Origin of the sequence: Pseudoalteromonas maricaloris, assembly GCF_024746855.1 — a bacterium.
In the GTDB taxonomy this organism is placed as follows: Bacteria; Pseudomonadota; Gammaproteobacteria; order Enterobacterales; family Alteromonadaceae; genus Pseudoalteromonas; species Pseudoalteromonas maricaloris.
On sequence record NZ_CP024625.1, the window covers coordinates 2,280,557 to 2,307,550 of the forward strand.

The 26,994-nt window shown below is 44.8% G+C and carries 22 protein-coding genes; 14 read left to right on the forward strand and 8 right to left on the reverse strand.

Features of this window, described 5'->3' with window-relative positions:
* Positions 1 to 16: 16 nt before the first annotated feature.
* Positions 17 to 1,507 carry a CoA-acylating methylmalonate-semialdehyde dehydrogenase gene (locus CTT31_RS09845; protein ID WP_260491185.1) on the reverse strand — a complete coding sequence of 497 codons (1,491 nt, stop codon included), beginning with the start codon at positions 1,505 to 1,507 and terminating at the stop codon, positions 17 to 19.
* A 96-nt stretch (positions 1,508 to 1,603) separates the two neighbouring features.
* The gene (locus tag CTT31_RS09850; protein ID WP_211857681.1) at positions 1,604 to 2,782 is read right to left on the reverse strand and encodes a thiolase family protein; all 1,179 of its coding nucleotides are present in this window, start codon (positions 2,780 to 2,782) and stop codon (positions 1,604 to 1,606) included.
* A gap of 315 nt (positions 2,783 to 3,097) precedes the next feature.
* Here CTT31_RS09850 and CTT31_RS09855 point away from each other — a divergent pair, with 315 nt between their 5' ends.
* From CTT31_RS09855 to CTT31_RS09895, 9 genes are all read left to right on the forward strand, one after another.
* On the forward strand, positions 3,098 to 3,490 hold the full coding sequence (locus CTT31_RS09855) for a MerR family transcriptional regulator (RefSeq protein WP_099643874.1): 393 nt from the start codon (positions 3,098 to 3,100) through the stop codon (positions 3,488 to 3,490).
* Positions 3,491 to 3,514: 24 nt separating this feature from the next.
* Positions 3,515 to 4,690: an isovaleryl-CoA dehydrogenase gene (locus CTT31_RS09860; RefSeq protein WP_010378622.1), complete on the forward strand. Its 1,176-nt coding sequence runs from the start codon at positions 3,515 to 3,517 to the stop codon at positions 4,688 to 4,690.
* 9 nt (positions 4,691 to 4,699) lie between these two features.
* Complete coding sequence (locus CTT31_RS09865; RefSeq protein ID WP_211857683.1) at positions 4,700 to 6,307, forward strand: carboxyl transferase domain-containing protein; 1,608 nt, start codon at positions 4,700 to 4,702, stop codon at positions 6,305 to 6,307.
* A gap of 9 nt (positions 6,308 to 6,316) precedes the next feature.
* The gene (locus tag CTT31_RS09870; RefSeq protein ID WP_260491186.1) at positions 6,317 to 7,099 is read left to right on the forward strand and encodes an enoyl-CoA hydratase/isomerase family protein; all 783 of its coding nucleotides are present in this window, start codon (positions 6,317 to 6,319) and stop codon (positions 7,097 to 7,099) included.
* Between the two features lie 8 nt (positions 7,100 to 7,107).
* The gene (locus CTT31_RS09875) at positions 7,108 to 9,051 is read left to right on the forward strand and encodes an acetyl-CoA carboxylase biotin carboxylase subunit (RefSeq protein WP_260491187.1); all 1,944 of its coding nucleotides are present in this window, start codon (positions 7,108 to 7,110) and stop codon (positions 9,049 to 9,051) included.
* On the forward strand, positions 9,051 to 9,959 hold the full coding sequence (locus CTT31_RS09880) for a hydroxymethylglutaryl-CoA lyase (protein WP_260491188.1): 909 nt from the start codon (positions 9,051 to 9,053) through the stop codon (positions 9,957 to 9,959). Before CTT31_RS09875 ends, CTT31_RS09880 begins: the two co-directional genes overlap by 1 nt.
* A 27-nt stretch (positions 9,960 to 9,986) precedes the next feature.
* On the forward strand, positions 9,987 to 10,685 hold the full coding sequence (locus tag CTT31_RS09885) for a CoA transferase subunit A (RefSeq protein WP_211857689.1): 699 nt from the start codon (positions 9,987 to 9,989) through the stop codon (positions 10,683 to 10,685).
* Between the two features lie 9 nt (positions 10,686 to 10,694).
* The gene (locus CTT31_RS09890; protein WP_010604942.1) at positions 10,695 to 11,360 is read left to right on the forward strand and encodes a CoA transferase subunit B; all 666 of its coding nucleotides are present in this window, start codon (positions 10,695 to 10,697) and stop codon (positions 11,358 to 11,360) included.
* Between the two features lie 696 nt (positions 11,361 to 12,056).
* Complete coding sequence (locus CTT31_RS09895) at positions 12,057 to 13,631, forward strand: BCCT family transporter (RefSeq protein WP_211857691.1); 1,575 nt, start codon at positions 12,057 to 12,059, stop codon at positions 13,629 to 13,631.
* Between the two features lie 61 nt (positions 13,632 to 13,692).
* On the opposite strand, the gene CTT31_RS09900 is transcribed toward CTT31_RS09895, so the two are convergent.
* The 4 genes from CTT31_RS09900 to CTT31_RS09915 all read right to left on the reverse strand — a co-directional run bounded on the left by CTT31_RS09900 (position 13,693) and on the right by CTT31_RS09915 (position 17,442).
* Complete coding sequence (locus CTT31_RS09900; protein ID WP_199539652.1) at positions 13,693 to 14,394, reverse strand: 3'-5' exonuclease; 702 nt, start codon at positions 14,392 to 14,394, stop codon at positions 13,693 to 13,695.
* 9 nt (positions 14,395 to 14,403) lie between these two features.
* The gene (locus tag CTT31_RS09905) at positions 14,404 to 16,299 is read right to left on the reverse strand and encodes a DUF294 nucleotidyltransferase-like domain-containing protein (RefSeq protein WP_039497644.1); all 1,896 of its coding nucleotides are present in this window, start codon (positions 16,297 to 16,299) and stop codon (positions 14,404 to 14,406) included.
* A gap of 77 nt (positions 16,300 to 16,376) precedes the next feature.
* On the reverse strand, positions 16,377 to 16,955 hold the full coding sequence (locus CTT31_RS09910; protein ID WP_211857693.1) for a pyridoxine/pyridoxamine 5'-phosphate oxidase: 579 nt from the start codon (positions 16,953 to 16,955) through the stop codon (positions 16,377 to 16,379).
* Complete coding sequence (locus CTT31_RS09915; RefSeq protein ID WP_039497639.1) at positions 16,948 to 17,442, reverse strand: cupin domain-containing protein; 495 nt, start codon at positions 17,440 to 17,442, stop codon at positions 16,948 to 16,950. The genes CTT31_RS09910 and CTT31_RS09915 overlap by 8 nt, the downstream gene beginning before the upstream one ends.
* A gap of 179 nt (positions 17,443 to 17,621) precedes the next feature.
* Between CTT31_RS09915 and astB the strand changes: the two genes are divergently transcribed.
* Complete coding sequence (gene astB, locus CTT31_RS09920) at positions 17,622 to 18,962, forward strand: N-succinylarginine dihydrolase (protein ID WP_039497635.1); 1,341 nt, start codon at positions 17,622 to 17,624, stop codon at positions 18,960 to 18,962.
* 62 nt (positions 18,963 to 19,024) lie between these two features.
* On the opposite strand, the gene CTT31_RS09925 is transcribed toward astB, so the two are convergent.
* Positions 19,025 to 20,011, reverse strand: coding sequence for a WD40 repeat domain-containing protein (locus CTT31_RS09925; protein WP_260491189.1), 987 nt, complete (start codon positions 20,009 to 20,011; stop codon positions 19,025 to 19,027).
* A gap of 116 nt (positions 20,012 to 20,127) precedes the next feature.
* Between CTT31_RS09925 and CTT31_RS09930 the strand changes: the two genes are divergently transcribed.
* The gene (locus tag CTT31_RS09930; protein ID WP_211857697.1) at positions 20,128 to 20,577 is read left to right on the forward strand and encodes a hypothetical protein; all 450 of its coding nucleotides are present in this window, start codon (positions 20,128 to 20,130) and stop codon (positions 20,575 to 20,577) included.
* A gap of 76 nt (positions 20,578 to 20,653) precedes the next feature.
* Here CTT31_RS09930 and CTT31_RS09935 read toward each other — a convergent pair whose 3' ends face one another.
* Complete coding sequence (locus CTT31_RS09935) at positions 20,654 to 22,924, reverse strand: acyl-CoA dehydrogenase (RefSeq protein WP_211857699.1); 2,271 nt, start codon at positions 22,922 to 22,924, stop codon at positions 20,654 to 20,656.
* A gap of 362 nt (positions 22,925 to 23,286) precedes the next feature.
* Between CTT31_RS09935 and CTT31_RS09940 the strand changes: the two genes are divergently transcribed.
* The 3 genes from CTT31_RS09940 to CTT31_RS09950 all read left to right on the forward strand — a co-directional run bounded on the left by CTT31_RS09940 (position 23,287) and on the right by CTT31_RS09950 (position 26,979).
* A complete protein-coding gene (locus CTT31_RS09940; RefSeq protein ID WP_039497626.1) occupies positions 23,287 to 25,107 on the forward strand; it encodes a M2 family metallopeptidase in 1,821 nt (606 codons plus the stop codon).
* Positions 25,108 to 25,282: 175 nt separating this feature from the next.
* Positions 25,283 to 26,089, forward strand: a complete 807-nt coding sequence (locus CTT31_RS09945) for an ABC transporter permease (RefSeq protein ID WP_260491190.1) — start codon at positions 25,283 to 25,285, stop codon at positions 26,087 to 26,089.
* Positions 26,086 to 26,979 carry an ABC transporter ATP-binding protein gene (locus CTT31_RS09950; protein WP_260491191.1) on the forward strand — a complete coding sequence of 298 codons (894 nt, stop codon included), beginning with the start codon at positions 26,086 to 26,088 and terminating at the stop codon, positions 26,977 to 26,979. The genes CTT31_RS09945 and CTT31_RS09950 overlap by 4 nt, the downstream gene beginning before the upstream one ends.
* The last annotated feature ends 15 nt before the right edge of the window (positions 26,980 to 26,994 follow it).

Below are 26,994 nucleotides of genomic sequence, written 5' to 3' on the forward strand. Positions count from 1 at the left end.
CGCTATGCAATATGAGTTATCTAAGGTTGATACTCATATTTGGACCACTAACAGCCTCATCGTCAAACCAACGTGAGGTAATTGTTTTGGTTTCTGTATAGAAACGCACGCCTTGCTTACCATAGGTGTGTTGGTCACCGTAGAATGAATTCTTCCAACCGGTAAATGAGAAGAACGGCAATGGCACAGGAATAGGAATATTAATGCCTACCTGACCCACTTCAATTTCACGCTGGAACTTACGTGCTGCGCCACCGCTTGCAGTGAATAATGAGGTACCGTTACCGTATGGGTTGTTATTAATAAGCGTAATTGCTTCATCTAAACTATCGACAAATATACAGCAAAGGACTGGGCCAAAGATTTCTTCTTTGTAGATATCCATTTCAGTTGTGACATTTGAAAACAGGGTTGGACCTACCCAGTTACCACTTTCATAACCCTCAACTGTAAAATCAGAACCGTCTAGCAAACACGTTGCGCCTTGCTGCTTACCACTGTCGATCAGCGACAGAATGCGCGCTTTAGCCTGCGGCGTCGTTTGCGGACCATAAGCGGCTTCAGGATCATCCCAAACGCCAGGACGAACCTTCGCCATTGCGTCTTTTAGTTCCTCTACCCACTGTTGTGATTGCCCAACAAACACAGCAACTGAGATCCCCATACAACGCTGACCACCCGCACCGACCGAAGAGCCAACTAGGTTATTGATCACTTGTTCTTTTTTCGCATCGGGCATAATAACCATGTGGTTTTTCGCACCAACACACGCTTGAACGCGTTTGAGATTTTGCGTACCTTTGCTGTAAATGTACTGACCAACACCACAAGAACCTACGAAAGAAATCGCGCGAATTTCCGGCGCTTCAAGGATTTGGTCAACCTGATCCTTACTACCGTGTACTACCTGTAGTACGCCTTTTGGCGCACCAGCTTCTTCAAACAATTCAACCAAGCGCATTGGCGTTAGTGGATCTTGCTCTGATGGCTTAAGTACAAAGGTGTTACCGCATACAATTGCCATTGGGAACATCCACAGCGGGATCATCGCTGGGAAGTTAAATGGCGTAATACCCGCACAAACGCCTAGCGGTTGGGTATATGAATAGGTGTCGATATTTCGGGCAACGTTTTCTACCGTCTCGCCCATCATCATTGAAGGGGCATTACATGCTTGCTCAACCACTTCAATACCACGCCATACATCACCTTTCGCATCTTCAAAAGTTTTGCCTAATTCATGGCAAATGATGGTTGCGATTTCTTCTTGATGCTCTTTAAGAAGCGCTGCATAACGCATCATAATTCGCGCACGCTCAGTTACCGGAACATTACGCCACGTTTTAAATGCTTCTTGAGCTGAATGAATTGCAGCTTGTACTTCTTCGTTAGTAGCACAAGGTACTTTTGCTAATACTTCTTGATTAGCCGGATTAACAACGTCTAACCATTTGTCAGACTGAGACTGTGAAAATTCACCGTTGATGTATAAAGGTACTTGGTGCATGAAGCACTCCTCCCCATAAAACGAGTTTATGCGCTGCGTGAATGATTAGAATTATGGAAAACGCAGCGCCCCTTGAACGAAATAAATTGCAGTAACTTACACTTCTACCGCGAGCGCTACAGCTTCACCACCACCGATACATAGTGACGCTACGCCTTTTGATAAGCCGCGGTTTTTTAGTGCATGGATAAGTGTAACTAAGATGCGTGCACCGCTTGCACCGATTGGGTGACCTAGTGCACAAGCACCACCGTTGACGTTGACTTTGTTGCTATCTAACTGCATTTCGTTGATAGCCAACATAGTCACCATGGCAAACGCTTCGTTGATTTCCCAAAGGTCAACGTCTGCTGTCGACCAACCTGCTTTTTCAAGCAGCTTATTCATCGCACCGACTGGTGCCACGGTAAATTCAGCGGGAGCTTGTGAATGAGTTGCATGGGCAACAATCTTACAAAGAGGTGTCAAACCGTGCTTTTTCGCTTCTGATTCACTCATTAAAATCAGCGCTGCTGCACCGTCAGAAATAGACGAGGAGTTGGCAGCAGTGATAGTGCCGTCTTTTTTAAATGCTGGACGAAGTGATGGAATTTTGTCTGGACGCGCGTTACCTGGTTGCTCGTCAGTATTAACCTCAACATCCCCCTTACGCGTACTCATCACATGAGGGGCAATTTCATTGCCAAAGCTGCCATTTTCGATTGCGGCGTTTGCTTTACTTAGTGAGCCAAGTGCAAATTCATCCATGTGCTCGCGGGTAATGCCATATTCATCAGCGGTAGCTTGTGCGAAACAACCCATCGCTTTATTGTCATAAGCATCTTCTAAGCCATCAGCCATCATATGGTCTTTGATTTCGCCATGACCCATGCGCATTCCGCCACGGGCTTTTGGAATAAAGTAAGGTGAGTTAGTCATGCTTTCCATGCCGCCAGCGATAGCAGAATTAATGCTACCTGAGCGGATGAGATCATGCGCGAACATCGCCGCTTTTAGACCCGAGCCGCACACCTTGTTAATTGTCGTCGCTCCCGTCGAGCGTGCTAACCCTGCATTTAGCATCGCTTGACGCGCTGGCGCTTGACCAAGGCCTGCTGGTAAGACACAGCCCATGATAACTTCGTCTATACTCGCGTCACTAAGACCTGTTTCATTCATTACTGCTTTAATTGCAGTCGCACCTAAGTCTGTCGCGGTTGCGTCAGATAGGCTTCCCATAAAGCCACCCATTGGTGTACGCTTAGCAGCGACGATGACAACAGCTTCGTTACTCATTGCAAAACTCCTGTTTACAAGCCAATCTCGGGCTTGTTAAAAATTAACTCTGTATTCGAGCATACATAATATTTACGTTTACGCCAACGTAAATCTAAAATCAAGCCAAACGAGATCAGTGAAAGTGTAAAGCTAACTTGCACAAATTTGTTTCCAAGGCTTATTTTCTCTGGCTGTAATGAAGATTTGATGACAATTCGAACGGACAGATTATTCCTTTTATAAGACTAAAGAAGGATCTGCTATTCTTACTTTACCTTTACGTAAACTTCACTTATATTGGTCTAATCAGTGACGTTGTAAGTGTAAATAAAAATGCAAGAAATTAATGAACCTACCTATTCAATCAGCGAGTTAGCTAAAGAATTTGATATTACTACTCGCAGTATTCGTTTTTACGAAGACCAAGGACTCCTTTCTCCTAAGCGCCAAGGACAAACGCGTATTTACTCAAAACGTGACAAAGTTCGATTAAAACTGATCCTTCGCGGAAAACGTCTTGGTTTTACACTTGCTGAAACTGGCCGACTATTTGAGCTTTACGACGCCGACAAATCGAGCGAAAAGCAACTTAAAACCATGTTGCAACTCATTGAAGAGAAAAAAGCCGACTTAAGCCAACAGATGGACGACATTAAAGTTGTCTTAATGGAACTGGTGACGGCTGAGCGCCGTTGTCGCGACACCCTACACGAGCTCGAAAAATAAACTCTCACAACAGGATGAATACCGATGAGCACAGTATCTTTATATAAAGAATTAAACTTTGGACTAGGCGAAACAGCAGACATGATCCGTGATCATGTCAATAGCTTTGCGACCAGTGAAATTGCCCCACTTGCTGAAAAAACAGATCAAGAAAATGCATTTCCAAACGAAATGTGGCCAAAGTTTGGCGAAATGGGCCTACTTGGGATCACCGTCGCTGAAGAATTTGGCGGCTCAAACATGGGTTATCTTGAACACGTTATCGCAATGGAAGAGATAAGCCGTGCGAGTGCATCAATTGGCTTAAGCTACGGCGCACACTCAAACCTATGTGTAAACCAAATTAACCGTAACGGTAACCAAGCCCAAAAAGAAAAGTATCTACCAAAACTTATCAGCGGTGAACACATCGGTGCACTAGCAATGAGTGAGCCCAATGCTGGCTCTGACGTGGTTTCAATGAAACTGCGTGCTGAAAAGCAAGGTGACAAGTTCATCCTAAACGGTAATAAAATGTGGATCACCAATGGTCCAGATGCCGACGTTTTTGTGATTTACGCAAAAACGGATACCAATGCAGGCCCTCGCGGGATCACGGCCTTTATCGTCGAAAAAAGCTTCCCTGGTTTTTCAACGGCACAAAAGTTAGACAAACTTGGAATGCGTGGTTCAAACACCTGTGAGCTGGTATTCGAAAACTGCGAAGTACCTGCAGAAAACATCCTTGGCGAATACAACGAAGGCGTTAAGGTACTCATGAGTGGCCTAGACTACGAGCGTGTGGTATTGGCAGGCGGTCCGCTTGGTATTATGCAGGCTTGTATGGATGTGGTAGTACCTTATATTCACGAGCGTAAACAATTTAACCAATCCATCGGTGAATTCCAGCTGGTGCAGGGCAAAGTTGCTGACATGTACACGCAAATGAACGCCGCACGCTCATACGTTTATACCGTGGCGAAAGCCTGTGACCGTGGCGAAACCACACGTAAAGATGCTGCTGGTGCAATTTTGTATGCCGCAGAACTTGCAACCAAACTTGCACTTGATGCCATTCAGCTACTAGGCGGAAACGGTTATATCAATGAATATCCTACAGGTCGACTACTTCGCGATGCCAAGCTATATGAAATTGGCGCTGGTACGTCTGAGATCCGCCGTATGCTTATCGGACGTGAGCTATTCAACGAAAGTCGCTAGGAGTGCTACATGACGGTACTAAATTCTGCGGTTAATCCGCATGATCCCCAATTCAAGGCAAACAGCGATGCGATGGCATCGCTAGTTGCTGATCTTAAAGATAAAGTCGCCACACTGAGCCAAGGCGGTGGTGAAGCGCTTATTGCCCGTCATCAAAGTCGCGGTAAATTATTTGTCCGTGACCGAATTGAAACCTTGCTTGACGAGGGCTCGCCGTTTTTAGAGATTGGCCAATTCGCCGCGTTTGGCGTTTACGAGCAAGATATTCCTTGTGCTGGTGTGGTCGCCGGGATCGGACGCGTTAAAGGCGTTGAATGCATGATTGTGGCAAATGATGCGACGGTAAAAGGGGGAACCTATTTCCCTATTACCGTAAAAAAGCACCTACGAGCGCAAGAAATCGCTGAGCGCTGCCACCTTCCTTGTATTTATTTAGTGGATTCTGGCGGTGCGAACCTGCCAGAGCAAGATGAAGTATTCCCAGATAAATTGCATTTTGGTCGGATTTTCTACAACCAAGCCCGTATGTCTGCAAAAGGGATCCCACAAATAGCTGTAGTCATGGGGTTATGTACCGCTGGCGGCGCGTATGTACCAGCGATGGCCGATGAAAGTATTATCGTCAAAGAACAAGGCACCATTTTCTTGGCAGGGCCACCACTTGTTAAAGCGGCCACGGGTGAAGAAGTGAGTGCAGAAGACTTAGGCGGCGCAGATGTTCACTGTAAAGTTTCAGGTGTGGCCGATCACTATGCAGAAAATGACGAGCATGCGCTTTCTATCGCAAGGCAGTGCGTATCACGCCTTAATCATCAGCGCCCTACTCGCCCACTCCTTCAAGATGCCAAACCACCACGTTATGACATCAGTGAGGTGTATGGCATTGTCGGTACGGATCTGAAAAAACCGTTTGATGTACGCGAAGTCATTGCCCGTATCGTGGACGATTCTCAGTTTGATGAATTTAAACGCTACTTCGGCGAAACACTCGTGACTGGTTTTGCTGAAATTTATGGTCACCCTGTAGGGATCGTAGCAAACAACGGTATTCTCTTTTCCGAATCCGCGCAAAAAGGCGCACACTTTATTCAACTCTGTGCACAGCGCAATATTCCGCTGCTGTTTTTGCAGAATATTACTGGATTTATGGTTGGTCAAAAATACGAAGCGGAAGGTATCGCCAAGCACGGTGCAAAAATGGTAACAGCCGTTTCCTGTGCTGATGTGCCCAAGTTTACTGTTTTGATTGGTGGCTCATATGGTGCTGGTAACTATGGCATGTGTGGTAGAGCGTACGAGCCAACCATGATGTGGATGTGGCCAAACGCACGGATCTCCGTAATGGGTGGTGAGCAAGCTGCGGGCGTATTAACGCAGGTTAAACAAGATGGTCTAGCGCGTAAAGGCCTTAGCATGAGCGATGCCGAAGTGAGCGAATTTAAAAAGCCAATTATCGAGCAGTACGAAAAGCAAGGCCACCCATATTATGCCAGCGCAAGGCTTTGGGACGATGGCGTTATCGACCCTGCGGATACGCGCACAGTACTTGGTCTTGCCTTAGAGGCTGCGAGCAATGCGCCGCAAAAAGAGTCTAAATTTGGCGTCTTCAGAATGTAAGGAGCACTTATGCCTGTCACTTTAAATATAACAAAAAGCAAAGTGGCGATTTTAGAGCTAAGTCGCCCAGAAAAACATAATGCCTTCAATGCGGAGGTGATTGCCGAACTCATTAAGAATTTCGAATATGCCAGCGGCCTCGATGTCAGAGCGCTGGTATTAAAAACCGAAGGTAAACACTTTTCAGCTGGGGCTGATCTGGCGTGGATGAAATCCATGGCAGACAACGACTATGACGAAAACGTCGCTGATTCTTTAGAACTTGCTAAATTAATGCAAGTGCTGGCCACTTGCCCTCATCCAACGCTATGTTTGGTGCAAGGAGCTGCGTTTGGCGGTGCACTCGGATTAATCGCCTGTTGTGATATCGCCATTGCAGAGCACAACTCTAAATTCTGTTTAAGCGAAGTCAAACTTGGTCTTATTCCGGCTGTAATTAGTCCTTATGTCATTAAAGCCATTGGGGAGCGCCAAGCGCGACGCTATTTTTTAACAGCCGAAGTCTTCGATGGTGAAAAGGCGCTAGAAATGGGTTTAATTCACGAATTGAGCGATGATTTAGCAAAAAGCGAAGCGGATTTTCTCGAGACCTTGCTTAACAATGGCCCTGCTGCTGTGAAAAGCGGCAAAGCACTGATCAGCGAAGTTGCTGGTAAAGAGATAAATGAAGCGTTGATCGCCCATACCGCAAAGCGTATCGCTGAAATTAGAGTAAGTGACGAAGGCCAAGAAGGTCTTAGCGCCTTTTTCGATAAACGAGCACCACGCTGGCAAACCGCCGCAAGCGAATAGGAGTCAACATGCTAACTAAAATTCTAGTCGCGAACCGTGGTGAAATTGCCTGCCGCGTGATGCGCACCGCAAAGAAATTGGGCCTAACCACAGTGGCAGTTTATTCTGATGCAGATGCCAATGCGATGCATGTGAAAACAGCTGACGAAGCCTATCATATCGGTCCGGCACCAAGTAAAGAGTCTTATTTGGTTGCGGACCGAATTCTTGAAGTCGCCAAAGCGGCGGGCGTCGATTGCATCCACCCTGGTTATGGTTTTTTGTCTGAAAATGAAGTATTCGCCAAAGCGTGTGAAGCGGCAAACATTGCGTTTATTGGTCCGCTGGCAAGCTCTATTGAAGCGATGGGTTCTAAGACCCGTGCCAAGGAAATCATGCATGACGCTAATGTGCCCTTAGTCCCGGGGTATTATGGCGACAAACAAGAAGATGATTTCTTGCAAGCAGAAGCAGAAAAAATCGGCTTTCCGGTACTTATCAAAGCCGCTTACGGCGGTGGTGGTAAAGGGATGCGCGTGGTACGAGAAAGCAGCGAGTTTTTGTCGGCACTACATGGTGCTAAACGTGAAGCTGCAGCGAGTTTTGGCAATGACTTAGTACTGCTTGAGCGTTTTGTTGATAAGCCTCGTCACGTTGAAGTACAAGTTTTTGCCGATAGTCACGGTAACTGTGTTTACCTAGGTGATAGAGACTGTTCACTACAGCGTCGTCACCAAAAGGTGATTGAAGAAGCGCCCGCGCCAGGTTTGAGTGATGCTATGCGCAAAGCTATGGGTGAAGCGGCAGTACGCTGTGCGCAAGCGATTAACTATCGCGGCGCAGGTACAGTAGAGTTCTTATTATGTGGCGATGAGTTCTTCTTTATGGAGATGAATACTCGCCTGCAAGTAGAGCACCCAGTGACAGAAATGGTAACTGATCTCGATTTAGTCGAGTGGCAACTGATGGTTGCTGCGGGTGAACAGCTACCGCTGACCCAGGAGCAGGTTTCGTTATCTGGTCATAGCTTTGAAGCGCGTATTTACGCAGAAGACCCTGAAGAAAACTTCATGCCGTTTTCAGGTGTACTTTCACACCTTAGCTTTCCAGAAGCCAAAGATGGCGTAAGAATTGACACAGGCGTGCAGCAAGGCGATGAGATCAGTCCATTTTACGATCCTATGATCGCCAAGCTTATTGTTCATGGCAAAAATCGTGAACAAGCGTTACTAAAGCTAAAATCTAGTTTAGAGCAAGTTCACTTGTGTGGGTTGAAATCTAACATCGCATTTTTACATCACTTAGCAGGCCACCCTACTTTTACAGCAGGTGCGCCTGATACCCACTTTATCGACACGCAAACTGACGTATTAACTCAATCGAATACGCCGCTGGATAAAATGGTGTTATTAGCAAGTGCGGCCTACCTTAGCCACCAACAACCATGTAAAAACACGGTGTGGGGAAACTTAGGCTTTAGGCTTAACCAAACCGCGAAAGTGGATTTACCATTTGCAGATCATGTCGCCTGTGCCTATCAATCTCAAAGTGGTTGGAAGGTTTCGTTTAACGAGCAAATCCACCAAGTTGAATGTGAATTAAATGGACACCAGTTGACAGTGGTGATTGATGGTGCACGGGTACATGCCAGTGCCATTGTGGCCGAAGCCGCGATCACCATTATGTATGGCCCGTATCAACATACCGTTGAACTCAAGTCAAAGCATTACATTAGCGATCATGAGCACGAAGCCGCACCGCTGGCAGCGCCATTGAACGGCACCGTGGTTAAGCATTTGTTAGCCGTCGGTACTCAAGTCAATAAAGGCGATGCCGTGGTGATAATCGAAGCCATGAAGATGGAATATACGCTCAATGCACCATTTGATGGCACGCTCACTTCATACTGCTTTGCAGAAGGCGAGCTGGTCAGTCATGGCGATATGCTGGCGATTGTTGAGGAGCAAGACTAATGTCTCAGTATCCGGCTAACGTCAAAATTGTAGAAGTCGGCGCACGTGACGGCTTACAAAATGAGGTCAGTGTTGCCACAGAAGCTAAAATCGCGCTGGTTAACGCATTAAAAGACGCTGGTCTCACGCACATAGAAGCAGGCGCGTTTGTGTCGCCCAAATGGGTGCCACAAATGGCCGATTCTGCTGCGGTGATCCAAGGCTTTGAGCGTAGTGAAGGCGTTGAAATAAGCGCCCTAACGCCAAACCTTAAAGGCGCAGAGCTTGCACTAGAAAATCAGGTCGACGAATTTGCCATTTTTACTGCCGCCAGTGAGGCATTTACGCAAAAAAACATCAACTGCACGATTGAACAAAGTATTGAACGCTTTCGTCCCGTTGTTGAACTTGCACAAAAAAACAACATAAAAGTAAGAGGTTATGTTAGCTGCGTGGTTGGTTGCCCATATCAAGGTGAAGTACAACCAGAGCAAGTTTTAGCGGTATGTAAACAATTGTTGTCACTTGGTTGTTATGAAATCAGCCTAGGCGACACCATAGGTGTTGGTACGCCTAAAAAAGTCCAGCAGCTGCTCACCTTGTTACTGCAACATATCCCTGCTGACAAGCTTGCGGTGCATTTCCATGATACCTACGGACAAGCATTAACGAATATTCACACGGCCCTGCAAATGGGGATCGCAACTGTTGATAGCGCCGTTGCAGGTCTCGGTGGTTGCCCTTACGCCAAAGGCGCGTCAGGAAATGTTGCCACTGAGGATGTAGTTTACTTGCTGCAAGGACTTGGCATTGAGTGTGGAATTGATTTAGAAAGGCTAGCAAAAGCAGGATGGACAATTTGTGATGCGCTAGGTAAGACACCAAGCAGTAAAGTGTCGTTAGCACTCAAACAAACTTGTCAATCTTAAAACAATAACATTATTAGGAGTGGGCTTATGGCCGGTTTCGATAAAGTCGTATCAAGCTACAGCGATGCGATGGCGGGTCTTAAAGACGGCGATACCATCATCGCAGGTGGCTTTGGTTTGTGTGGTATTCCAGAAGGCTTAATTGCAGAAATTAAGCGCCTGCAAACAAAAGAGCTTACCGTGGTTTCAAACAACTGTGGGGTCGACGACTTTGGTTTAGGTATTTTGCTTAAAGATCGTCAAATTAAGAAGATCATTGCCTCTTATGTTGGTGAAAATGCGCTGTTTGAACAGCAACTACTCGATGGCATTATTGACGTTGAATTAACACCACAAGGTACGCTTGCAGAGAAGATGCGCGCTGGTGGCGCTGGGATCCCAGCTTTTTACACGGCAACAGGGTACGGTACTCCCATTGCTGAAGGTAAAGAAGTAAAAGAATTTGATGGCCGACCATATATTTTGGAAGAATCAATTACCGGTGAGTTTGCTATTGTTAAGGCTTGGAAAGCAGATCGCTATGGCAACTTGGTGTTCCGCCACACAGCAATGAACTTTAACCCAATGGCAGCGACAGCCGGAAAAATCACCGTCGCGGAAGTTGAAGAAATCGTAGAACCGGGTGAACTTGAGCCGAGTCAAATCCACACCCCAGGTATTTATGTCAATCGCGTGATCAAAGGTGACTTTGAAAAACGTATTGAACGTGTCACAACGCGCAAATAGGAGGCAATCATGGGTTTAAATCGTGAACAAATTGCGATGCGCGTGGCGCAAGAGCTTGAAGACGGTTACTACGTTAACTTAGGCATAGGTATTCCAACCTTAGTGGCTAACTACGTACCACAAGGCATTGAAGTGATGCTGCAATCGGAAAATGGCTTGTTGGGTATGGGTCCCTACCCAACTGAAGACCAAGTTGATGCCGATATGATCAACGCGGGTAAAGAAACCGTGACAGCAGCGACAGGTGCAGCAATTTTTAATAGTGCGGAAAGCTTTGCCATGATCCGTGGTGGTCATGTAGACTTGACGGTACTAGGTGCTTTTGAAGTTGATCAACAAGGCAATATCGCGTCTTGGATGATCCCGAAAAAATTAATCAAAGGCATGGGTGGTGCAATGGACTTAGTTGCTGGTGCACGCAACATCATAGTGACCATGACCCATGCTAGCAAACACGGCGATTCTAAATTGCTTGAATCATGCACATTGCCACTGACCGGCGTAAATTGTGTAAAGAAAATCGTAACAGATTTAGCTGTGTTAGAAGTAAAAGACGGCGCATTCCATTTGCTAGAACGCGCACCGGGTGTTAGTGTTGATGAAATAATCAGCAAAACTGCAGGCAAGCTTATCGTCGACGGTGAGATCCCCGAAATGCAGTTTGAGGCGTCGTAAGACACACCCTAACTTACAAATGTACCGACCTCATTCCCAGTGCCAAAGGCGCTGAGTTACCCAAAACCCCTCGCAAGAGGGGTTTTTTTCACATGCCATCAAAGAAAAACTCCTTAGTCTACATCACTCTTCATGTCTAGTTGATGAATGTGATGATTTTTAAATAAAAAATTCAGTAGCCATTTACTTTTCAATCTCACCCCCTAAACTAGTAGAGATAGTTTTGGTTGGCATTGAATATTCACCTGCCAGTACAACTTAAAACTAAAAAGTTGCTGCTTTGAAGCATCGACTGAATATCAAGTTGACACAATATATTGATACCATAGCTTAGTAGCATAACGGTTCGGTTGGTTTATCTTAATTACAAGTATTGAGGCAGTATACTGTCGCTGTAACTAACATAAACCCATCATATATTTAGATAGTCATTCGGCTGATGTGATTGAAACGCACAAATCGAATGAATACGCTAAATAATCTAAACTAGACTGAGTAATTTTTGTGGCTTATGGCTAGCATATTGTATGGCTGATAAAGTCATTCTAAGCCGCTAATGATTAGCATTAATAGCCAGATTACATTTTGCTTTGTTGCATAGTTAGTTTATGTCGAATTGTTATCACCCATTGTCTAGCGATTAATTCAGTATATCAGCTTGGTGTCGTATCACGATGAGAACAACAAGAGGATATCATGGGCAATCACCACGATAAGTACAGCATCGATAATACAGACTACACCGTTGGACAAGACAATGTTCAAAAGTGGGGGTTTGACGTACATAACCCTGTATTTGGTGTAAGTGCTGGATTAATACTGGCGTTTTTAGTCGCCGTATTATTAGTTGATGCAAACACAGCTAAAACCACTTTAGACGGCATAAAGTGGGATATCATAGGTAACTTTGATGCCCTATTTATGTGGTCTGGTAATTTCTTTGTGCTATTTTGTTTGGTGCTCGTTTTATCGCCTTACGGTAAAATTCGTTTAGGTGGTGAAAACGCCAAACCAAGCTATACTCGGGCGTCATGGCTAGCAATGCTATTTGCAGCAGGTATGGGTATTGGTCTGATGTTTTGGGGTGTAGCGGAGCCTGTCGCCTACTACACTGGCTGGTATAAAACACCGTTAAATGTTGCTGCAAACACACCCGAAGCGGCTGAACTTGCTATGGGTGCGACCATGTACCATTGGGGTTTGCATCCTTGGGCTATTTACGCCGTTGTCGCGCTTTCTTTAGCATTCTTTGCCTACAATAAAGGCTTACCACTGTCGATCCGCTCAATCTTTTATCCTATTTTAGGAGACAGAGCTTGGGGTTGGCCGGGCCATATCATCGATATTCTCGCCGTTCTTGCTACCTTGTTTGGCCTTGCGACATCACTCGGTCTGGGCGCACAGCAAGCCGGTGCTGGGATCCAACATGTATTTGGTATAGAAGCAGGTCTCGGTCTAGAAATTGCAGTGATTGTGGGCGTTACTGCCCTTGCGATTATTTCGGTTGTTCGCGGTATTGATGGCGGTGTAAAGCTACTTAGTAACGTTAATATGTTAATTGCATTTGTGTTATTAGTATTCGTTGGTATCGCAGGTTTTGCGATTGCCATGGGTAACATTCCGACGACTTTAATGGCCTACCTTGAAAATATCGTTCCACTGAGTAATCCGCATGGCCGTGAAGATGAAGCATGGTTCCAAGGTTGGACCGTATTTTACTGGGCATGGTGGATTTCTTGGTCACCGTTTGTCGGTATGTTTATCGCACGCGTTTCTGAGGGTCGCACCATACGCGAGTTTATTACCGCAGTATTATTAATCCCGACATTGGTAACCGTGATCTGGATGTCAATCTATGGTGGCCTTGCTATCGATCAGGTAAAAAATGGCATTGGCGCTCTAGGTACTGATGGCTTGACTGAAGTGCCACTGGCGATGTTCCAAATGTTTGAAAACCTACCTATGAGCGATTTACTCTCGTTCACGGCGATTGTACTTGTACTGGTTTTCTTTATTACCTCGTCGGATTCTGGTTCTTTGGTTATCGATAGTATTACCGCTGGTGGTAAAATAGACGCTCCAGTACCACAACGTATATTCTGGGCGAGTATTGAGGGTGCAATTGCGGCAGCACTACTGTGGATCGGCGGTAAAGAAGCAATTGAAGCACTGCAAGCTGGTGCTATTTCAACAGGTTTACCGTTTACTTTTGTACTACTACTGATGTGTGTAAGTTTGATCCTCGGACTTAGAACTGAGCCTAAAAGCTAACGGTCGTTAATCTCATTACTGGCGGAGCTTGGTGTATGCTCCGCCTTTTTGTTATTTGGGTTTAGCTCCACCAGCGTTTCACCATGTCTGATGGGTCTAAACAATATTGAGCTTGAGCTTGGAATAGCTCCGCCGTTGCTAACGCATCGGACAAGGCATGATGTGGCTGATAATAAGGAAGCCCATAGCGCTTTCTGCAGTCAGCTAAGCGTACCGAAGGAATAGGTTTACGTTTGAGCTTATCAAGCCAGCTTCTAGCGTTGTTTATCGCTGACTTTTCAATTTCCATCGTATCGATCACTGGAAACTCAATACCCTCACCCAATCTCGCTTTTAGCGCAGAATCGAAAAATGACTTTTCGACAAACTGATAGTGCACCACAATGACTTTACCATGTAGTGAAGCAAACACTTCCTCAAGAATATCCTGCAGATCTGGCGCGCTTTCAACTTGTGAGTGTGTGATCCGGTGCAGTACCACAGACTCTTCAGCCAGCGGACTGGTTGGCTTCACTAACCAATGCTTCGCTTGAGCCAAGCGGATCCGTCGTAAGTCAAATGGCACGACGCCAACGCTCACAATATCATCGGTGTTTGGGTCGAGCCCTGTAGTTTCAAAATCAAGGGCAACAAACTCACACTGACTCAATTGCTGGTAAGGATCTACCACGCCTTGCTGGTAAAATGCTTGAATTCTCGGGTCTTTCGACGTTTCTACCAAATGCTGAAAGCGATTTGGCCATGACATAATCTCGCCTTGCATATTACACCACTACTTCATCATGGATTTGTTTTGATAGCGAAACTTTAAAAAGCTCTGTGCTTTGTCTAACACGCCAAAAGCTTCTTTAAGATTACGCTGTTCAAAATCAGAGAGTGTTTCAGGCGGCAAGCTGTTATCAGGCTTTTCGCCCTGCTCAATTTGCCATGCTTGATGACGAATACGCATGATGGCGATGTATTCAAGCGCAGCTTGCAGATCTAACACTTTGCCCTTTGGCAGTATATTTGCCTCATCAATATCTTCTAATCGTTCAAAGGAGTTTTGTTTTTTAGAGCCAACACCAAGGGCATGCACTCGAACCAAGTCTGAAAGCGGTGCTGTGCCACGGCGTTTAATGTTCATCGAACGCCTGTGCTCACCATCTTGCTCAAGGACAAAACCATTAAAAAAGCCCAAAGGCGGTGTTCTTCTTAGCGCATTATGTGCCATCGCAGCCAAAAATTTAGGGGTGCTTTTGGCCTTTTTACTGATAAAAGCAGTGAGTTTCTCAGCCCATTTTGTTTCACCCCATACGCCTTCCAGATCAAAGAAAATCGAACTATTAAGTAAAGCCTCAGGACTGGGGTTTTCTATCCAGTCTTCAAATTGTGCTAACCATTGACTGTAAGTTAGACGCCAAGCTGGGTTGCTTGCCATGATCCCACCATCGCAATATTTATAGCCGCAATTGGCTAGACCATCACACACAAACTTCGCCAACTTTTCGAAGTAAGCGCCATGCTCAGCGGGTTGATAACTGTCATCCAAGATCAGTGCATTATCCTGATCGGTCACAATTAATTGTTCGTCCCGAGCCATTGAACCAAGGGCAATAAAGCAGTATGGGATTGGTGGCGGACCTAATTTTGCTTCCGCGAGTTCGAGTAACTTGTGTTTAAACGTTTTGCCTATAATCGACATCGCAGAACCAATCATGTGTGAATTGGCGTCTTCATTCACCATCCGAGTAAAAATTGCAGGAAGTTGTTTGGCGTAACTACTCAAGTCTTCAACACTCTGCTGGTCCATTAGCCCTCTAACAAACAACAGGCTGCTTTGAGACTCATAGCGCAAAATATCGGATAGCGCGACTACTCCTATCGGTTTACGCTTATGAACAACGGGCAAATGATGCACATTGTCTCTTAGCATCAGCATCATGGCTTCGAAGACATAGGCATTGGAGTCAACAATAATAAGATCGGTCGACATAATCTCAGAGACCGGAGTTTGATAATTCAGCCCCTCAGCGACTACTTTTGTGCGAAGATCTCTGTCACTGATAAGGCCAACCACCTGACCATCATCTTCATCTGGATCTTCGACAACTGGTTTCTCGGGATCGTAGATAAGTAGTGATGATACATGCTCTTTTGCCATCACTTGAGCTGCCTGCTGTACCGTGGCGTTGCGTTCAACGTATACCACATCGCGTAGCAATAGTTTACGCACTTTGGCCGTGGTCAAATCGTTGCTGTCGGCTTGCTCAGAAACCGTGATTTTTAGTCTAGCATTATCGTCTGCTTCAAAATAATCAGCAAACGCTTCGTAAACGTCGCAATACTCATCAAAAATGCCTACAGGAATACAGTACACCAGCGTATCTTCAAGGCTTTGAGCGCCAAAACGAACTTTGCGATTCATCAATAAACCACGCTGGCCAAAGATCCCACCTGTGGAAATACGATTGTATAACTCACCTGAGCGCCGATAGAGCTCGACAGCACCAGATCGGATCACATACAAGTAAGTGATCTGCTCTCCATATTCCAAAATGCCGCTGCCCGCTCGGTAGTAACCTACTTCAACTTGGCTTGCGAGTTTATGTAGTGCCTCTTGAGGCAAATCCGAAAACGGCGGGTAAGCTACTAAAAAATTGGCAATTTCCTGATGTTCAACTTCCATGGTTTGCCTTGATATAAAAAGGAATTTAACCCTATTGTGGGCAACGAGGGATAAATTTGCAATGAAAGCAGGTTCAACTAAGGCTGCAGCAATTGTTTTTTCCACTGTTCACCACTACGCTCATAAGACTCTCTAAGATGTAGCCGAGTCTCAGCAAAAGTGAGGAACTCTATGGAAATAGGGTTGATGCAATAGCCACCCCAATTTTCGGGCCTTGGAATTGGGTTCGTACTATATCTTAATTCCGCAATTCTTAATTTTTCAGTCAGCTCGCTTTGATTTCGCATAATTGCACTTTGGTTAAATGACGTTGTGGTTAGCTGAGCATCTCTAGAGCGCCCTTGCCAATAAGTATCTGCATCTTTATCTGAAATCTTCTTTGCTATGCCAACAATACGGACCTGATACCCGACATGATCCCACCAAACTGTCATCGCGATGTTAGGAACATTTTCTAAATGCTTGCCTTTCGCAGAATCGAAATATGAACAAAATACAAAGCCACCCTCATTAACCGCTTTCAAATCAACAAATCTACCTGTAGGAAACCCATTCTCATCAATTGTTGAGACACATACCGCATTGGGCTGATTTAATGGATTGTTTTTCAGAGCTTGCTGCCACCAGGATGTAAACTTTTCTATTGGATTATTCATTATTATTATCCTGATTATTTTTCATCGGTTCCATAATGTCATTAATATCTACCACATTCCACGGCAAACCTTTTTGCCTGTAGATCCGCTTACCTTGCTTTGTATAATCACCAACATCATGCGGTAAGCGCTGACCAACTACAATACAACGTAATGTAACATCGCTATTGTTTACTAGCTTATGAGGCTTACCGCAGGCTCTGTATCCTATGAAATCGCCTTCACCAACACCAATTACCTCGTCGCCAATGTACGCTTCAGCAGTGCCTTGCAATATATACACACATTCATCTTCGTGATAATGCATATGTGTTTCAGTCGAATCGAACCCTGGCTGGATTTCTACGATGTGAAAACCGAACCCTGTTATGCCAGTTAAGTCTCCGAGTGATTTATTGAGCCTCTGCGCATTTGGGTTCAGAAAATGAACTCTTTTTTCCCCTTTTAACGCTTCGATTTCAGCTTTACTAACAATATATTTTTCCATTTCTTCAAACTCCTTATGTTGGTCTTAACCTAAAGGTATGTGTTTAAGGGATATTAGCTTAAATTACAGCAATTGAACTGTTTTCAATTACATACATAATTTGACCTAGGTCACTTTAAAAACCAGCAAAACCGCCTCATACTAGTTATCTATAACTATTCGCAACAGGAACCGCACTCATGACTTATGAAGTCAATTTCGACGGCTTAGTAGGGCCAACACATAATTATGCCGGATTATCTTATGGTAATGTCGCATCACTTTCTAACGCTACCAGCGTCTCTAATCCAAAAGAAGCGGCATTGCAAGGTCTTGAAAAGATGAAAGCAATGCATGATATCGGCCTAAAACAAGGAATATTCGCACCTCACGCACGCCCGAGTTTAGCCCCACTGCGTCGCGTTGGCTTTTCGGGAACTGATGCACAAGTACTTGAAAAAGCATATAAACACGATCCTATATTGCTTCGAGCTTGTTACTCTGCCTCTGCAATGTGGACGGCAAATGCGGCGACTGTATCGCCTTCTATTGATTCCAGCGATGGCAAAGTACATTTCACAAGTGCCAATTTAAACTGCAAATTTCACCGTTCAATAGAGCCAGAAACCACCACAAATTTACTTCGTGCTATGTTCGCTAATGCGCAATATTTTGCACATCACCAGCATTTGCCTGAGCAGCCTTTTTTTGGCGATGAAGGTGCTGCAAACCACACTCGTCTCGCCGATAGCCATGGCAGTAAAGGTCTACAATTATTTGTGTACGGTTCAAGTGGCTTTAACAGCGATATAAAGGGTCCTACTAAATATCCTGCTCGGCAAACATTAGAAGCAAGTCAAGCGATTGCAAGGCTACATCAATTAGATGATAAGCAAGCAATTTTTATCCAGCAAAATCCAAATGTGATTGATCAAGGCGTGTTCCATAATGACGTCATTGCGGTGGGCAATGAGAATGTGCTGTTTTGCCATGATCAAGCCTTCATTGATCAAACCTCCAGTCTAACCAAAATTAGACAAGCGTATATCGGCGAAAAGCCTTTACATATTGTAGAAGTTCCGACGCATGCAGTGAGTGTTGAAGACGCAGTAAAAAGTTACCTATTTAACTCACAATTGATCACCTTGCCATCAGGCGAGATGATGCTGGTTGCACCGGAGGAATGTGCGAAGAATGATAACGTTGCCGCATACATCGAATATATGCTCGGTGCAAAAAATCCGATTTCGCAAGTACGCTTTTTTGACTTACGCCAAAGTATGCAAAATGGTGGTGGACCTGCATGTTTGCGATTACGTGTAGCACTCAATGAAGCTGAGCTAAAAGCGGTAAATCCAGAAGTGATGATGAGCGAAGACAAATTTATTCAACTAAGCGCGTGGGTCAATAAACATTATCGCGATAAAGTCACGGAGCAGGATTTAGCTGATCCGAGCCTACTGCAAGAGTCCTATGCTGCACTAGATGAACTCACCCAACTACTCAATCTTGGTAGCGTTTACGACTTCCAACGCGCCTAATTTCAAGTTTTGCTTGTCAAACTGCAATTAATCTGAGGTTTTAAGGGAGTGATTTCACTCCCTTACTTTTTAGCAAGTACATTAACCGCCCACGTCTCAAGCATGCCGTCGCTATTTAGCGTTACTAAGGTATCTGGGTTTGGGACATACATATCGACTACCGTTGCTCCCTCACTTTCAGTATGAATAGACCAAGTGCCTAATTCTTCCCCGCTCTCATAGCGCCAGATGGAGAGGTGAGATTTTGACGATGATGTCGCGAGTAAGCCTGAGTCAGAAATAAATTTAGCCTTTCTAAACATCTTAAAACGGGCCATATACTTTAGCTCACTGAGCTGTTTTCCAGACTCAAAGTCTAGTACATGTTGCGCATTCAACCCATCTGAGACGAATAAGTGCTTGCCATCATGACTCACTGTTAAACTGGTAACACGATGGCTAAATTGATGCTCATATAAAGGTTCTGGTGAGGCAAATTGCCAAAGGGCAACCAACCCATCTTGCGCGCCTGTAACAAAATAGTCGCCACTATTATCAAACGCCAAATGCTCTATCGGCCGAGTATGTGGCATAAAACGATTGTTTAACTTAGTGAATAGATCCGCCATATTGAGTGAGCCATCATCCATCGCAACAAGCAAACGCTGGTTGTTATGGGAAAGCGCTAAAGCAGAGATTGAAGCAAGTGGACTCACCCCAGCAAAAGGTACGTTCGTTATCAACTTTTGCTTTGGAACAGACCAAATTGAGATAAGGTTTTCACCTGCCACGATGAGCATTTCCTTATCATCTGACAATAAAACTTCTTTGACTGGTGTTTTTATTTTGTCTTTGGGTACTGAGAATATGACAGACTGATTGGCATTGTCATAAATATGGATTTCAGCATGACTGTCTAATGTTACGCTCCACTTTCCATCTTTAGAAAAGTGTCCAAGTATTATGCCATTTTGCGTCAACTGGCTTGTTACCCCTTTACTAATTTCAGGCTGCGATCCACACCCTAGCAAAAATAAAGCGAACCAAGCTAGTGATATTAAACGAGACATCTTAAACCCTTAGCACATAATACATTTATTTCATTTACTGGCTTTACATATCGGCCATTAGCAGACAAACTTAACTTATTGTGAATAATTTTAGACTGCATATGATGTATTTTAGCATGACAAAGTCACTTATTAAGCAAACTTTCGTTGTCTTCGCCGCAATGATTTTACTTTCAGCGTGTGGCTCAGAGGATAATGTCAGTGGTGACAAGGACACTCCTGGATATGCCGCAACAATGTATTTTGACGCACTCTATAATCAAAAAGATTTAGACGCTGCAATAAAAATCGCCACTCCCCGTCACGCGCGTATCATGCGCTCTTACGGTACTGCGTCGCAATTCGCCAGAAATTTAGTGAATATGCAATACGATGAAGTCACCATAGAAGTTGATATGACCAATCAAAGTCTGCGCGAACAGTATGGCGACAGCGCAAAAATTAATTTAATTTTTACCGGTCAGCTCCACGGTGAGCAAGTAGACGACATGCGTAGTGTCAGTATGGTGCGCAAAAAAGGCAAATGGTACGTAGACAAGGTACTAGCTGACCCCTTTGCGCGTTAACTCAAGAATAAGAAAGGAAAGCCCCGTTGTCGGGGCTTTTTTAACAAATTAGCCAAAATCCCTCCGTCACAACAAACTAGTTGGGCGCTTTTGCATCAACAGCAATCGCTTTTGCAACCAGCGTTTCAATACAAAAGATGGTTTCAGAACTCTTATCATCAATCACCTTGTCGTCCATTGCGATACTGAGTTTTTCATTCAATGTCTTACCCACCAGTTTCACGCTATTTTGTTTACACCACTTACGATATTTTGCCATTAGTGGAGCATGCGCCTTTTCCAGTAAATAAGCATGTTCAACCGTATCTATCGCAGAGTGCTTTACCACGGCGCACAGATGCGAGATACGTTCGCGGGTCGAGTTGTGATCAGAAACATTGCTACATACCTGCACCGCCAATTTATCGCTCGGCGCTTTGAGCCACTTACCAACGGGAAACGCCAAACGTTTTAACAAAAATGCCAGAGGTGCTGCGGTAAAGTTATCGCAAAATGCATAAATAGCCTTACTTGCTTCGTTAAGACAGTGATCTAAGGCAAACTTTACCAGCGGTAAGTCCCCTTGCTGACGACCATCATCTTCGTATTTTTTTAATACACACGAGGCGATATAAAGAAAGCTCAGGACATCTCCCAATTTTGCAGAGAGCATTTCTCTACGTTTTAGTGAACCGCCTAGCTTTAACATAGCGATATCACTATACACAGAAAGCGCTTGGCTCAACCATGTAAGGCGTCGGTAATACGCCGCCACATCACCACTAACTGGCGCACGTTCGAAACGTGCAAGTGTGAAGCCATTAAAAAACGCCTTAAGCCCATTCACAGAGGTATGCTGCAAGTGTTTGCAAAGCACTTCATCAAACTCTTTCAATGCGATTAATTGATCTTCTTGCTGTACGATACTCATTTCTTTCAGTATGAAAGGATGGCAACGCGTTGCACCTTGACCAAAAATCATCAAGCTTCGAGTTAAGATATTGGCGCCCTCAACGGTAATAGAAATCGGCATCCCCATATAATTGTGGGCAAGATAATTCATTTCCCCCATTTGAATGGCTTTGCCGCCATGAATATCCATCGCATCATTTAATGCCACCCTTGCATGCTCCGTCAGATGATACTTGGCAATCGCAGTGACTACTGAAGGACTTTGCTTTAAATCAATTGCTAACGCAGTGGTTTGTCTCACCGCTTCAATGAGATAGCTATAGCCGTAAATTCTGGCTAACGCGCTTTGCACTCCCTCAAAGGCAGAGATAGGTACACCAAATTGACGACGGACACCGGCGTAAGCCGAAGTCGCTCTGGCACTTAACTGAACGGTTCCCGCGCTCAGTGCAGGTAAAGATATCCCCCGTCCAGCACTTAAACACGACACCAACATGCGCCACCCTTTGCCGATACCTGCCTGTTCGCCTATCACCCAAGTCATTGGAATAAAAACATCTTGACCACTGGTTGTACCATTCATAAAGGCTTGCCCCAGCGGGTTGTGTCTGTCTCCAGTTTTTACGCCTTCCTGTGCAGTCGGAATAAGTGCACAAGTGATCCCAAGTTCTACTTTATTTGAAAGCAATTGATCCGGATCGTAAACCTTAAACGCAAGTCCTAATACATCAGCGACGGGCGCCAGCGTGATGTATCGTTTTTGCCAAGTTACCGCAAGTCCAATTTGCTTTTCTCCCTCAAATTCACGCTCACACACAATCGCAAAGTCTTGAATACTACCGGCATCCGATCCCGCCTCTGGAGAGGTCAATGCAAAACAAGGTAGCGCCTCACCGGAGGCAAGCTTTGGCAGCCAAGTATTCTGCTGATCATTGGTACCGTAATGAAGCAGCAGCTCCGCAGGGCCTAAACTATTTGGCACCATCACGGTCACTGCCGTAGACAAACTACGGCTGGCTATTTTTGCAACGATGGTGGAGTTCGCCTGAGCACTAAATTCCCGACCACCAAAAGCCTTTGGAATAATAAAAGCAAAAAAACCCTTTTCTTTTAAAAATTGCCAAACTTCTTCAGGCAGGTCTTGAGCCTCAGATATTTTTTCTTCATCAAGCATTTTTAGCAGCGTATGTAATTCGTTATCTATAAATGCCTGTTCTTCATCGCTCAGTTTTGGCTTATCATTACTCAGCCACTTTCGCCAATTCGGTTTACCTGAAAACAACGCCCCATCCCACCAGATACTCCCCGCTTCCATCGCTTCTCGCTCGGTTTGGGAGAGTTCAGGTAATGATGTTTTGAAATAATTAAAGAGCGGTTTAGTGATCAACTTAACCCTGATATCACGGACACAAAATACCACCACAATTGCCAATATCACCAATAAAACTAAAGTCATATGCACTCCTTTTTGCAGGCTTCAAATACGGCCTTTTGATACAATTGACTGCCTTAATTATGGTTAATAATCACACTAACTCAACTTTTATCTGCGCTCGCATCTCATTGTTTGTCCATCGCAAAATTGTCGTTTTAAAGTCGTCCTGCTATTATTCTTGCCACCACAGCAAAAAATGATGCTTTGCTGCGCGAAAAAGCCGCGCTCAGTACGATTAGTTGTTCATACGACTAATACTAATTGGATTAATTTACTTGCTGATTTTTAGCAATTAACCCAATTAGTGTAGCTGGCTATAGATACTAAAATGCCGTCTAGCGTTAAGTCGGCTCGTGTATTAATTAAAACAACAAGTGAACCCTATGAAACCAAGATTTAAGTTAAGTGTTGGCGCACTCATCGTTGCCAGTACTTTTGCACTCTCTGCCTGTAAATCCACTGAAACTACAAATAAAGCGTTATCAGAAGCCGATGCAGTTGCATTTTTAGATAAGGCGTCAGAACAGCTGGTTGACCTTAACTTCCGCTCTAGCCGCTCAGCTTGGATTTATGCGAACTTTATTACTCACGACACCGCTTCACTTGCTGCGGACGTGAATGAGGAATACACCGCTGCGCTCGTAGAGCTTGCTAACCAAGCGGCACAATTTGATGGCTTGGCGTTAAGCGAAGATACCCGCCGTAAGCTTGACAAATTAAAGCTAAACCTGACATTACCTGCACCAAAAGATGCTGACAAAACAGCGGAACTTGCAAAGCTCACTGCAGAGCTTGATGGTATGTACGGCAAGGGCAAATACTGTAAAGATGATGGCACTTGCCTAAGCCTTGGCGACATGACGGCTAAGATGGCTAATAGTCGCGACTATGAAGAGCTTTTAGACATCTGGCAAGGTTGGCGAGAAGTGTCGAAGCCGATGCGTCCACTCTATGAAAAGCAAGTGGTACTTACCAACGAAGGTGCTAATGAGCTTGGCTACGCAGACACAGGCGCAATGTGGCGCAGTAAATACGACATGCCAGCGGACGACTTTGCAAAAGAACTTGACCGCACCTGGAACCAAGTAAAGCCGCTATATGATTCACTGCACTGTCATGTTAGAGCCAAGCTTGGCGAGAAATACGGCGAAGATAAAGTGCCTCAAGATCAGCCTATTCCTGCACACTTGCTTGGCAACATGTGGGCACAAAGCTGGGGCAATATCTATGACCTAGTCGCGCCAGAAAACGCAGATCCGGGTTATGATGTAACGGCGTTACTGGCTAAACACAATTACGACGAAATCAAAATGGTAAAAGGTGCAGAAAAGTTCTTCACCTCTATGGGTTTTGCCCCATTACCTGAGACTTTCTACGAACGTTCTTTATTTATTAAACCACAAGATCGCGACGTACAATGTCATGCATCAGCTTGGAACTTAGATGCCAAAGACGACCTACGCATCAAAATGTGTATCCAACGCACCGGTGAAGAGTTCTCAGTTATCCACCATGAATTAGGCCATAACTTCTATCAACGCGCTTACAATCAGCAGCCTGTGTATTACCAAGAAAGTGCCAACGATGGCTTCCACGAAGCTATCGGCGACACCATCGCGCTATCTGTAACACCCGGCTACTTAAAGCAAATTGGTTTGTTGGATAACGTACCGGATGAGTCAAAAGATATCGGTCTATTGATGAAGATGGCACTCGACAAAGTTGCATTTATTCCATTCGGTCTACTTGTCGACCAATGGCGCTGGAAAGTATTCTCTGGTGAGATTTCTCCAGCAGAGTACAACCAAGCTTGGTGGGAATTAAGAGAGAAATATCAAGGTGTTAAAGCACCAATTTCACGTACTGAAAATGACTTTGACCCAGGCGCAAAATACCACGTACCAGGTAATGTACCTTACACTCGTTACTTCCTAGCGCATATTTTGCAGTTCCAGTTCCACAAATCACTTTGTGAAATTGCTGGCAGCAAAGAAGCCATTCACCGCTGTTCTGTTTACAACTCGAAAGCAGCTGGTGAGCGTTTAAATGCCATGCTTGAAATGGGCAGCAGCAAACCTTGGCAACAAGCACTGAAAACGCTAACGGGTAAAGATGAAATGGATGCAACAGCAGTACTTGACTACTTTGCACCATTGCAAAAATACCTAGATGAGCAAAATAAAGGCCGTAATTGCGGCTGGTAATTGCTAGCAAATAGAGATTCAGAAACGGGCACACTCAATTGTGCCCGTTTTTTATTGGTTTAATTTTGTTACAGTTCAGTAACTTCCTTTTTTAGCGCCGATCATATACGCTCAAATCAAAGTCAGCCTACCGCTCTAGTAGTGAAAGTCTGTGTTGTCACTTGCAAGGATCCTTATGAATATAAAAAGAATTGGCCTAATAGCCATCTTTGAATTGCAACGCTTGTTTGCAACGAAACGCGGATGGATAGCCATCGCCGCATTTGTTTTGGTTTGGTATGCTATTTTGCGCTACGCCATTGCAGAAGCGGTATCCATTGTCAGCGACCCCAACTTCAAAAATATGATCCAGAGTTTTTCCGGCGTCGTTGGTATGCATCGTATTGCCCAGTGGCCTGAAATGGAGCTTGCACTGTACTTAGTTTGGTCAATCTTTTTATTTCCTCTTTTTGTGATCTTTTCAAGCGCAGATCAAACTGTAGAAGATAGAACCCGCGGCACACTGAGATTTCTAACCCTGCGCACATCTCGCGCGGAAATTGTTGTTGGCCGTTTTGTTGGACAGGTATTCAATACGTTGCTGCTCATAGCGATTTCTGCAGTAGGTGCTTGGATATTAATGGTGGTGCGCGACCCAAGCTTATGGCTCACAGGCCTTACTCGATCAACATTAATTGTTTTAGAGCTAACACTTATTACTGCGCCATTTATTGCCCTGATGTCTGTTGCTAATCATTTTGCTAACTCAAGCAAAATGAGCATGATTTACGCAATTTTAACCTACTTAACGCTCTCCACTTTAGTCGCTTTTGCACTTGAGTACAGCGCTTACGCAGAGTACCTTTTTTATCTTTTTCCTGGATTCCAAGGCTCAGAAACCATCGCACAGAATATCAACCTCACTCGCTTTGCCACACCGGTGCTGCATAGCCTCGTGTTAATTGCAATTAGTTGTGAACTATTAAGAAGGCGCGCGCTATGAGTTGCATTATTGAAGTTAATAATTTAGTGAAAGCATATGGACGAAAGCGCGCACTAGATAATGTATCTTTTACCCTAAGCGCAGGTTCACCCATTGCGCTTGTTGGCCCGAATGGTGCGGGTAAAACCACTCTTTTTAGCACACTTTGCGGGTATCTAAATGCCGATGCAGGCAGTGTTCAAATTTTGGGCCATAAACCTGGCAGCGCTGCACTTTTTGGTCGCCTTGCCGCACTTCCACAGGATGCTCAGCTTGATCCAAGGTTTTCTGTCAGTAATCAGCTACGTTTATACGGACAACTTCAAGGTTTAGATGCGAGAGCGGCCGAGAGTGAAACGCATAGAGTGCTTGAGCTTGTCGACCTCAAAGATTGTTATCACGCCAAACCTCATGAGTTATCTCATGGCATGCGAAAACGTATCTGTATTGCCCAAACGCTACTTTCAAAGCCTGAAATTGTACTGCTTGACGAAGCCACGGCTGGATTAGATCCCGTGAATGCTCGTGAGATCAGAAACTTAGTAAAAAGGCTTCAATCTGAAACGACCTTTATTTTGAGTTCACACGATTTAGTAGAACTCGATGATTTGTGCGATCAGGTATTACATTTACAGCATGGTAAATTAACCGCTGTTGACCGCATCCAAGAAGCGGAACTTGCCACGCTGACTGTAAAACTTAAAGAGTCTGGCACCAGTAGTCACATAGCGCTTTTGAGGACCTTACAAGGCGTTGAAGAGGTGACGGTAAATGCCAGTGGCGCCCTGCTTATTGAGTATCGTAGCGGCCAACAGGTTGATATTGATGTACTCAGGCTTTGCCGTGAGCAGGGCTGGCGTTACAAGTCTTTAGTTAACGGTAAAACACTGGAAGATGAACTGTTCGGCTAGCACACGGTTAGTTTA

Bases quoted from the DNA above. Each gene is read 5' to 3' on its own strand.
- CTT31_RS09845 (WP_260491185.1), bottom strand. From the start codon at position 1,507: ATGCACCAAGTACCTTTATACATCAACGGTGAATTTTCACAGTCTCAG.
- CTT31_RS09850 (WP_211857681.1), bottom strand. From the start codon at position 2,782: ATGAGTAACGAAGCTGTTGTCATCGTCGCTGCTAAGCGTACACCAATG.
- CTT31_RS09855 (WP_099643874.1), top strand. From the start codon at position 3,098: ATGCAAGAAATTAATGAACCTACCTATTCAATCAGCGAGTTAGCTAAA.
- CTT31_RS09860 (WP_010378622.1), top strand. From the start codon at position 3,515: ATGAGCACAGTATCTTTATATAAAGAATTAAACTTTGGACTAGGCGAA.
- CTT31_RS09865 (WP_211857683.1), top strand. From the start codon at position 4,700: ATGACGGTACTAAATTCTGCGGTTAATCCGCATGATCCCCAATTCAAG.
- CTT31_RS09870 (WP_260491186.1), top strand. From the start codon at position 6,317: ATGCCTGTCACTTTAAATATAACAAAAAGCAAAGTGGCGATTTTAGAG.
- CTT31_RS09875 (WP_260491187.1), top strand. From the start codon at position 7,108: ATGCTAACTAAAATTCTAGTCGCGAACCGTGGTGAAATTGCCTGCCGC.
- CTT31_RS09880 (WP_260491188.1), top strand. From the start codon at position 9,051: ATGTCTCAGTATCCGGCTAACGTCAAAATTGTAGAAGTCGGCGCACGT.
- CTT31_RS09885 (WP_211857689.1), top strand. From the start codon at position 9,987: ATGGCCGGTTTCGATAAAGTCGTATCAAGCTACAGCGATGCGATGGCG.
- CTT31_RS09890 (WP_010604942.1), top strand. From the start codon at position 10,695: ATGGGTTTAAATCGTGAACAAATTGCGATGCGCGTGGCGCAAGAGCTT.
- CTT31_RS09895 (WP_211857691.1), top strand. From the start codon at position 12,057: ATGGGCAATCACCACGATAAGTACAGCATCGATAATACAGACTACACC.
- CTT31_RS09900 (WP_199539652.1), bottom strand. From the start codon at position 14,394: ATGCAAGGCGAGATTATGTCATGGCCAAATCGCTTTCAGCATTTGGTA.
- CTT31_RS09905 (WP_039497644.1), bottom strand. From the start codon at position 16,299: ATGGAAGTTGAACATCAGGAAATTGCCAATTTTTTAGTAGCTTACCCG.
- CTT31_RS09910 (WP_211857693.1), bottom strand. From the start codon at position 16,955: ATGAATAATCCAATAGAAAAGTTTACATCCTGGTGGCAGCAAGCTCTG.
- CTT31_RS09915 (WP_039497639.1), bottom strand. From the start codon at position 17,442: ATGGAAAAATATATTGTTAGTAAAGCTGAAATCGAAGCGTTAAAAGGG.
- astB (WP_039497635.1), top strand. From the start codon at position 17,622: ATGACTTATGAAGTCAATTTCGACGGCTTAGTAGGGCCAACACATAAT.
- CTT31_RS09925 (WP_260491189.1), bottom strand. From the start codon at position 20,011: ATGTCTCGTTTAATATCACTAGCTTGGTTCGCTTTATTTTTGCTAGGG.
- CTT31_RS09930 (WP_211857697.1), top strand. From the start codon at position 20,128: ATGACAAAGTCACTTATTAAGCAAACTTTCGTTGTCTTCGCCGCAATG.
- CTT31_RS09935 (WP_211857699.1), bottom strand. From the start codon at position 22,924: ATGACTTTAGTTTTATTGGTGATATTGGCAATTGTGGTGGTATTTTGT.
- CTT31_RS09940 (WP_039497626.1), top strand. From the start codon at position 23,287: ATGAAACCAAGATTTAAGTTAAGTGTTGGCGCACTCATCGTTGCCAGT.
- CTT31_RS09945 (WP_260491190.1), top strand. From the start codon at position 25,283: ATGAATATAAAAAGAATTGGCCTAATAGCCATCTTTGAATTGCAACGC.
- CTT31_RS09950 (WP_260491191.1), top strand. From the start codon at position 26,086: ATGAGTTGCATTATTGAAGTTAATAATTTAGTGAAAGCATATGGACGA.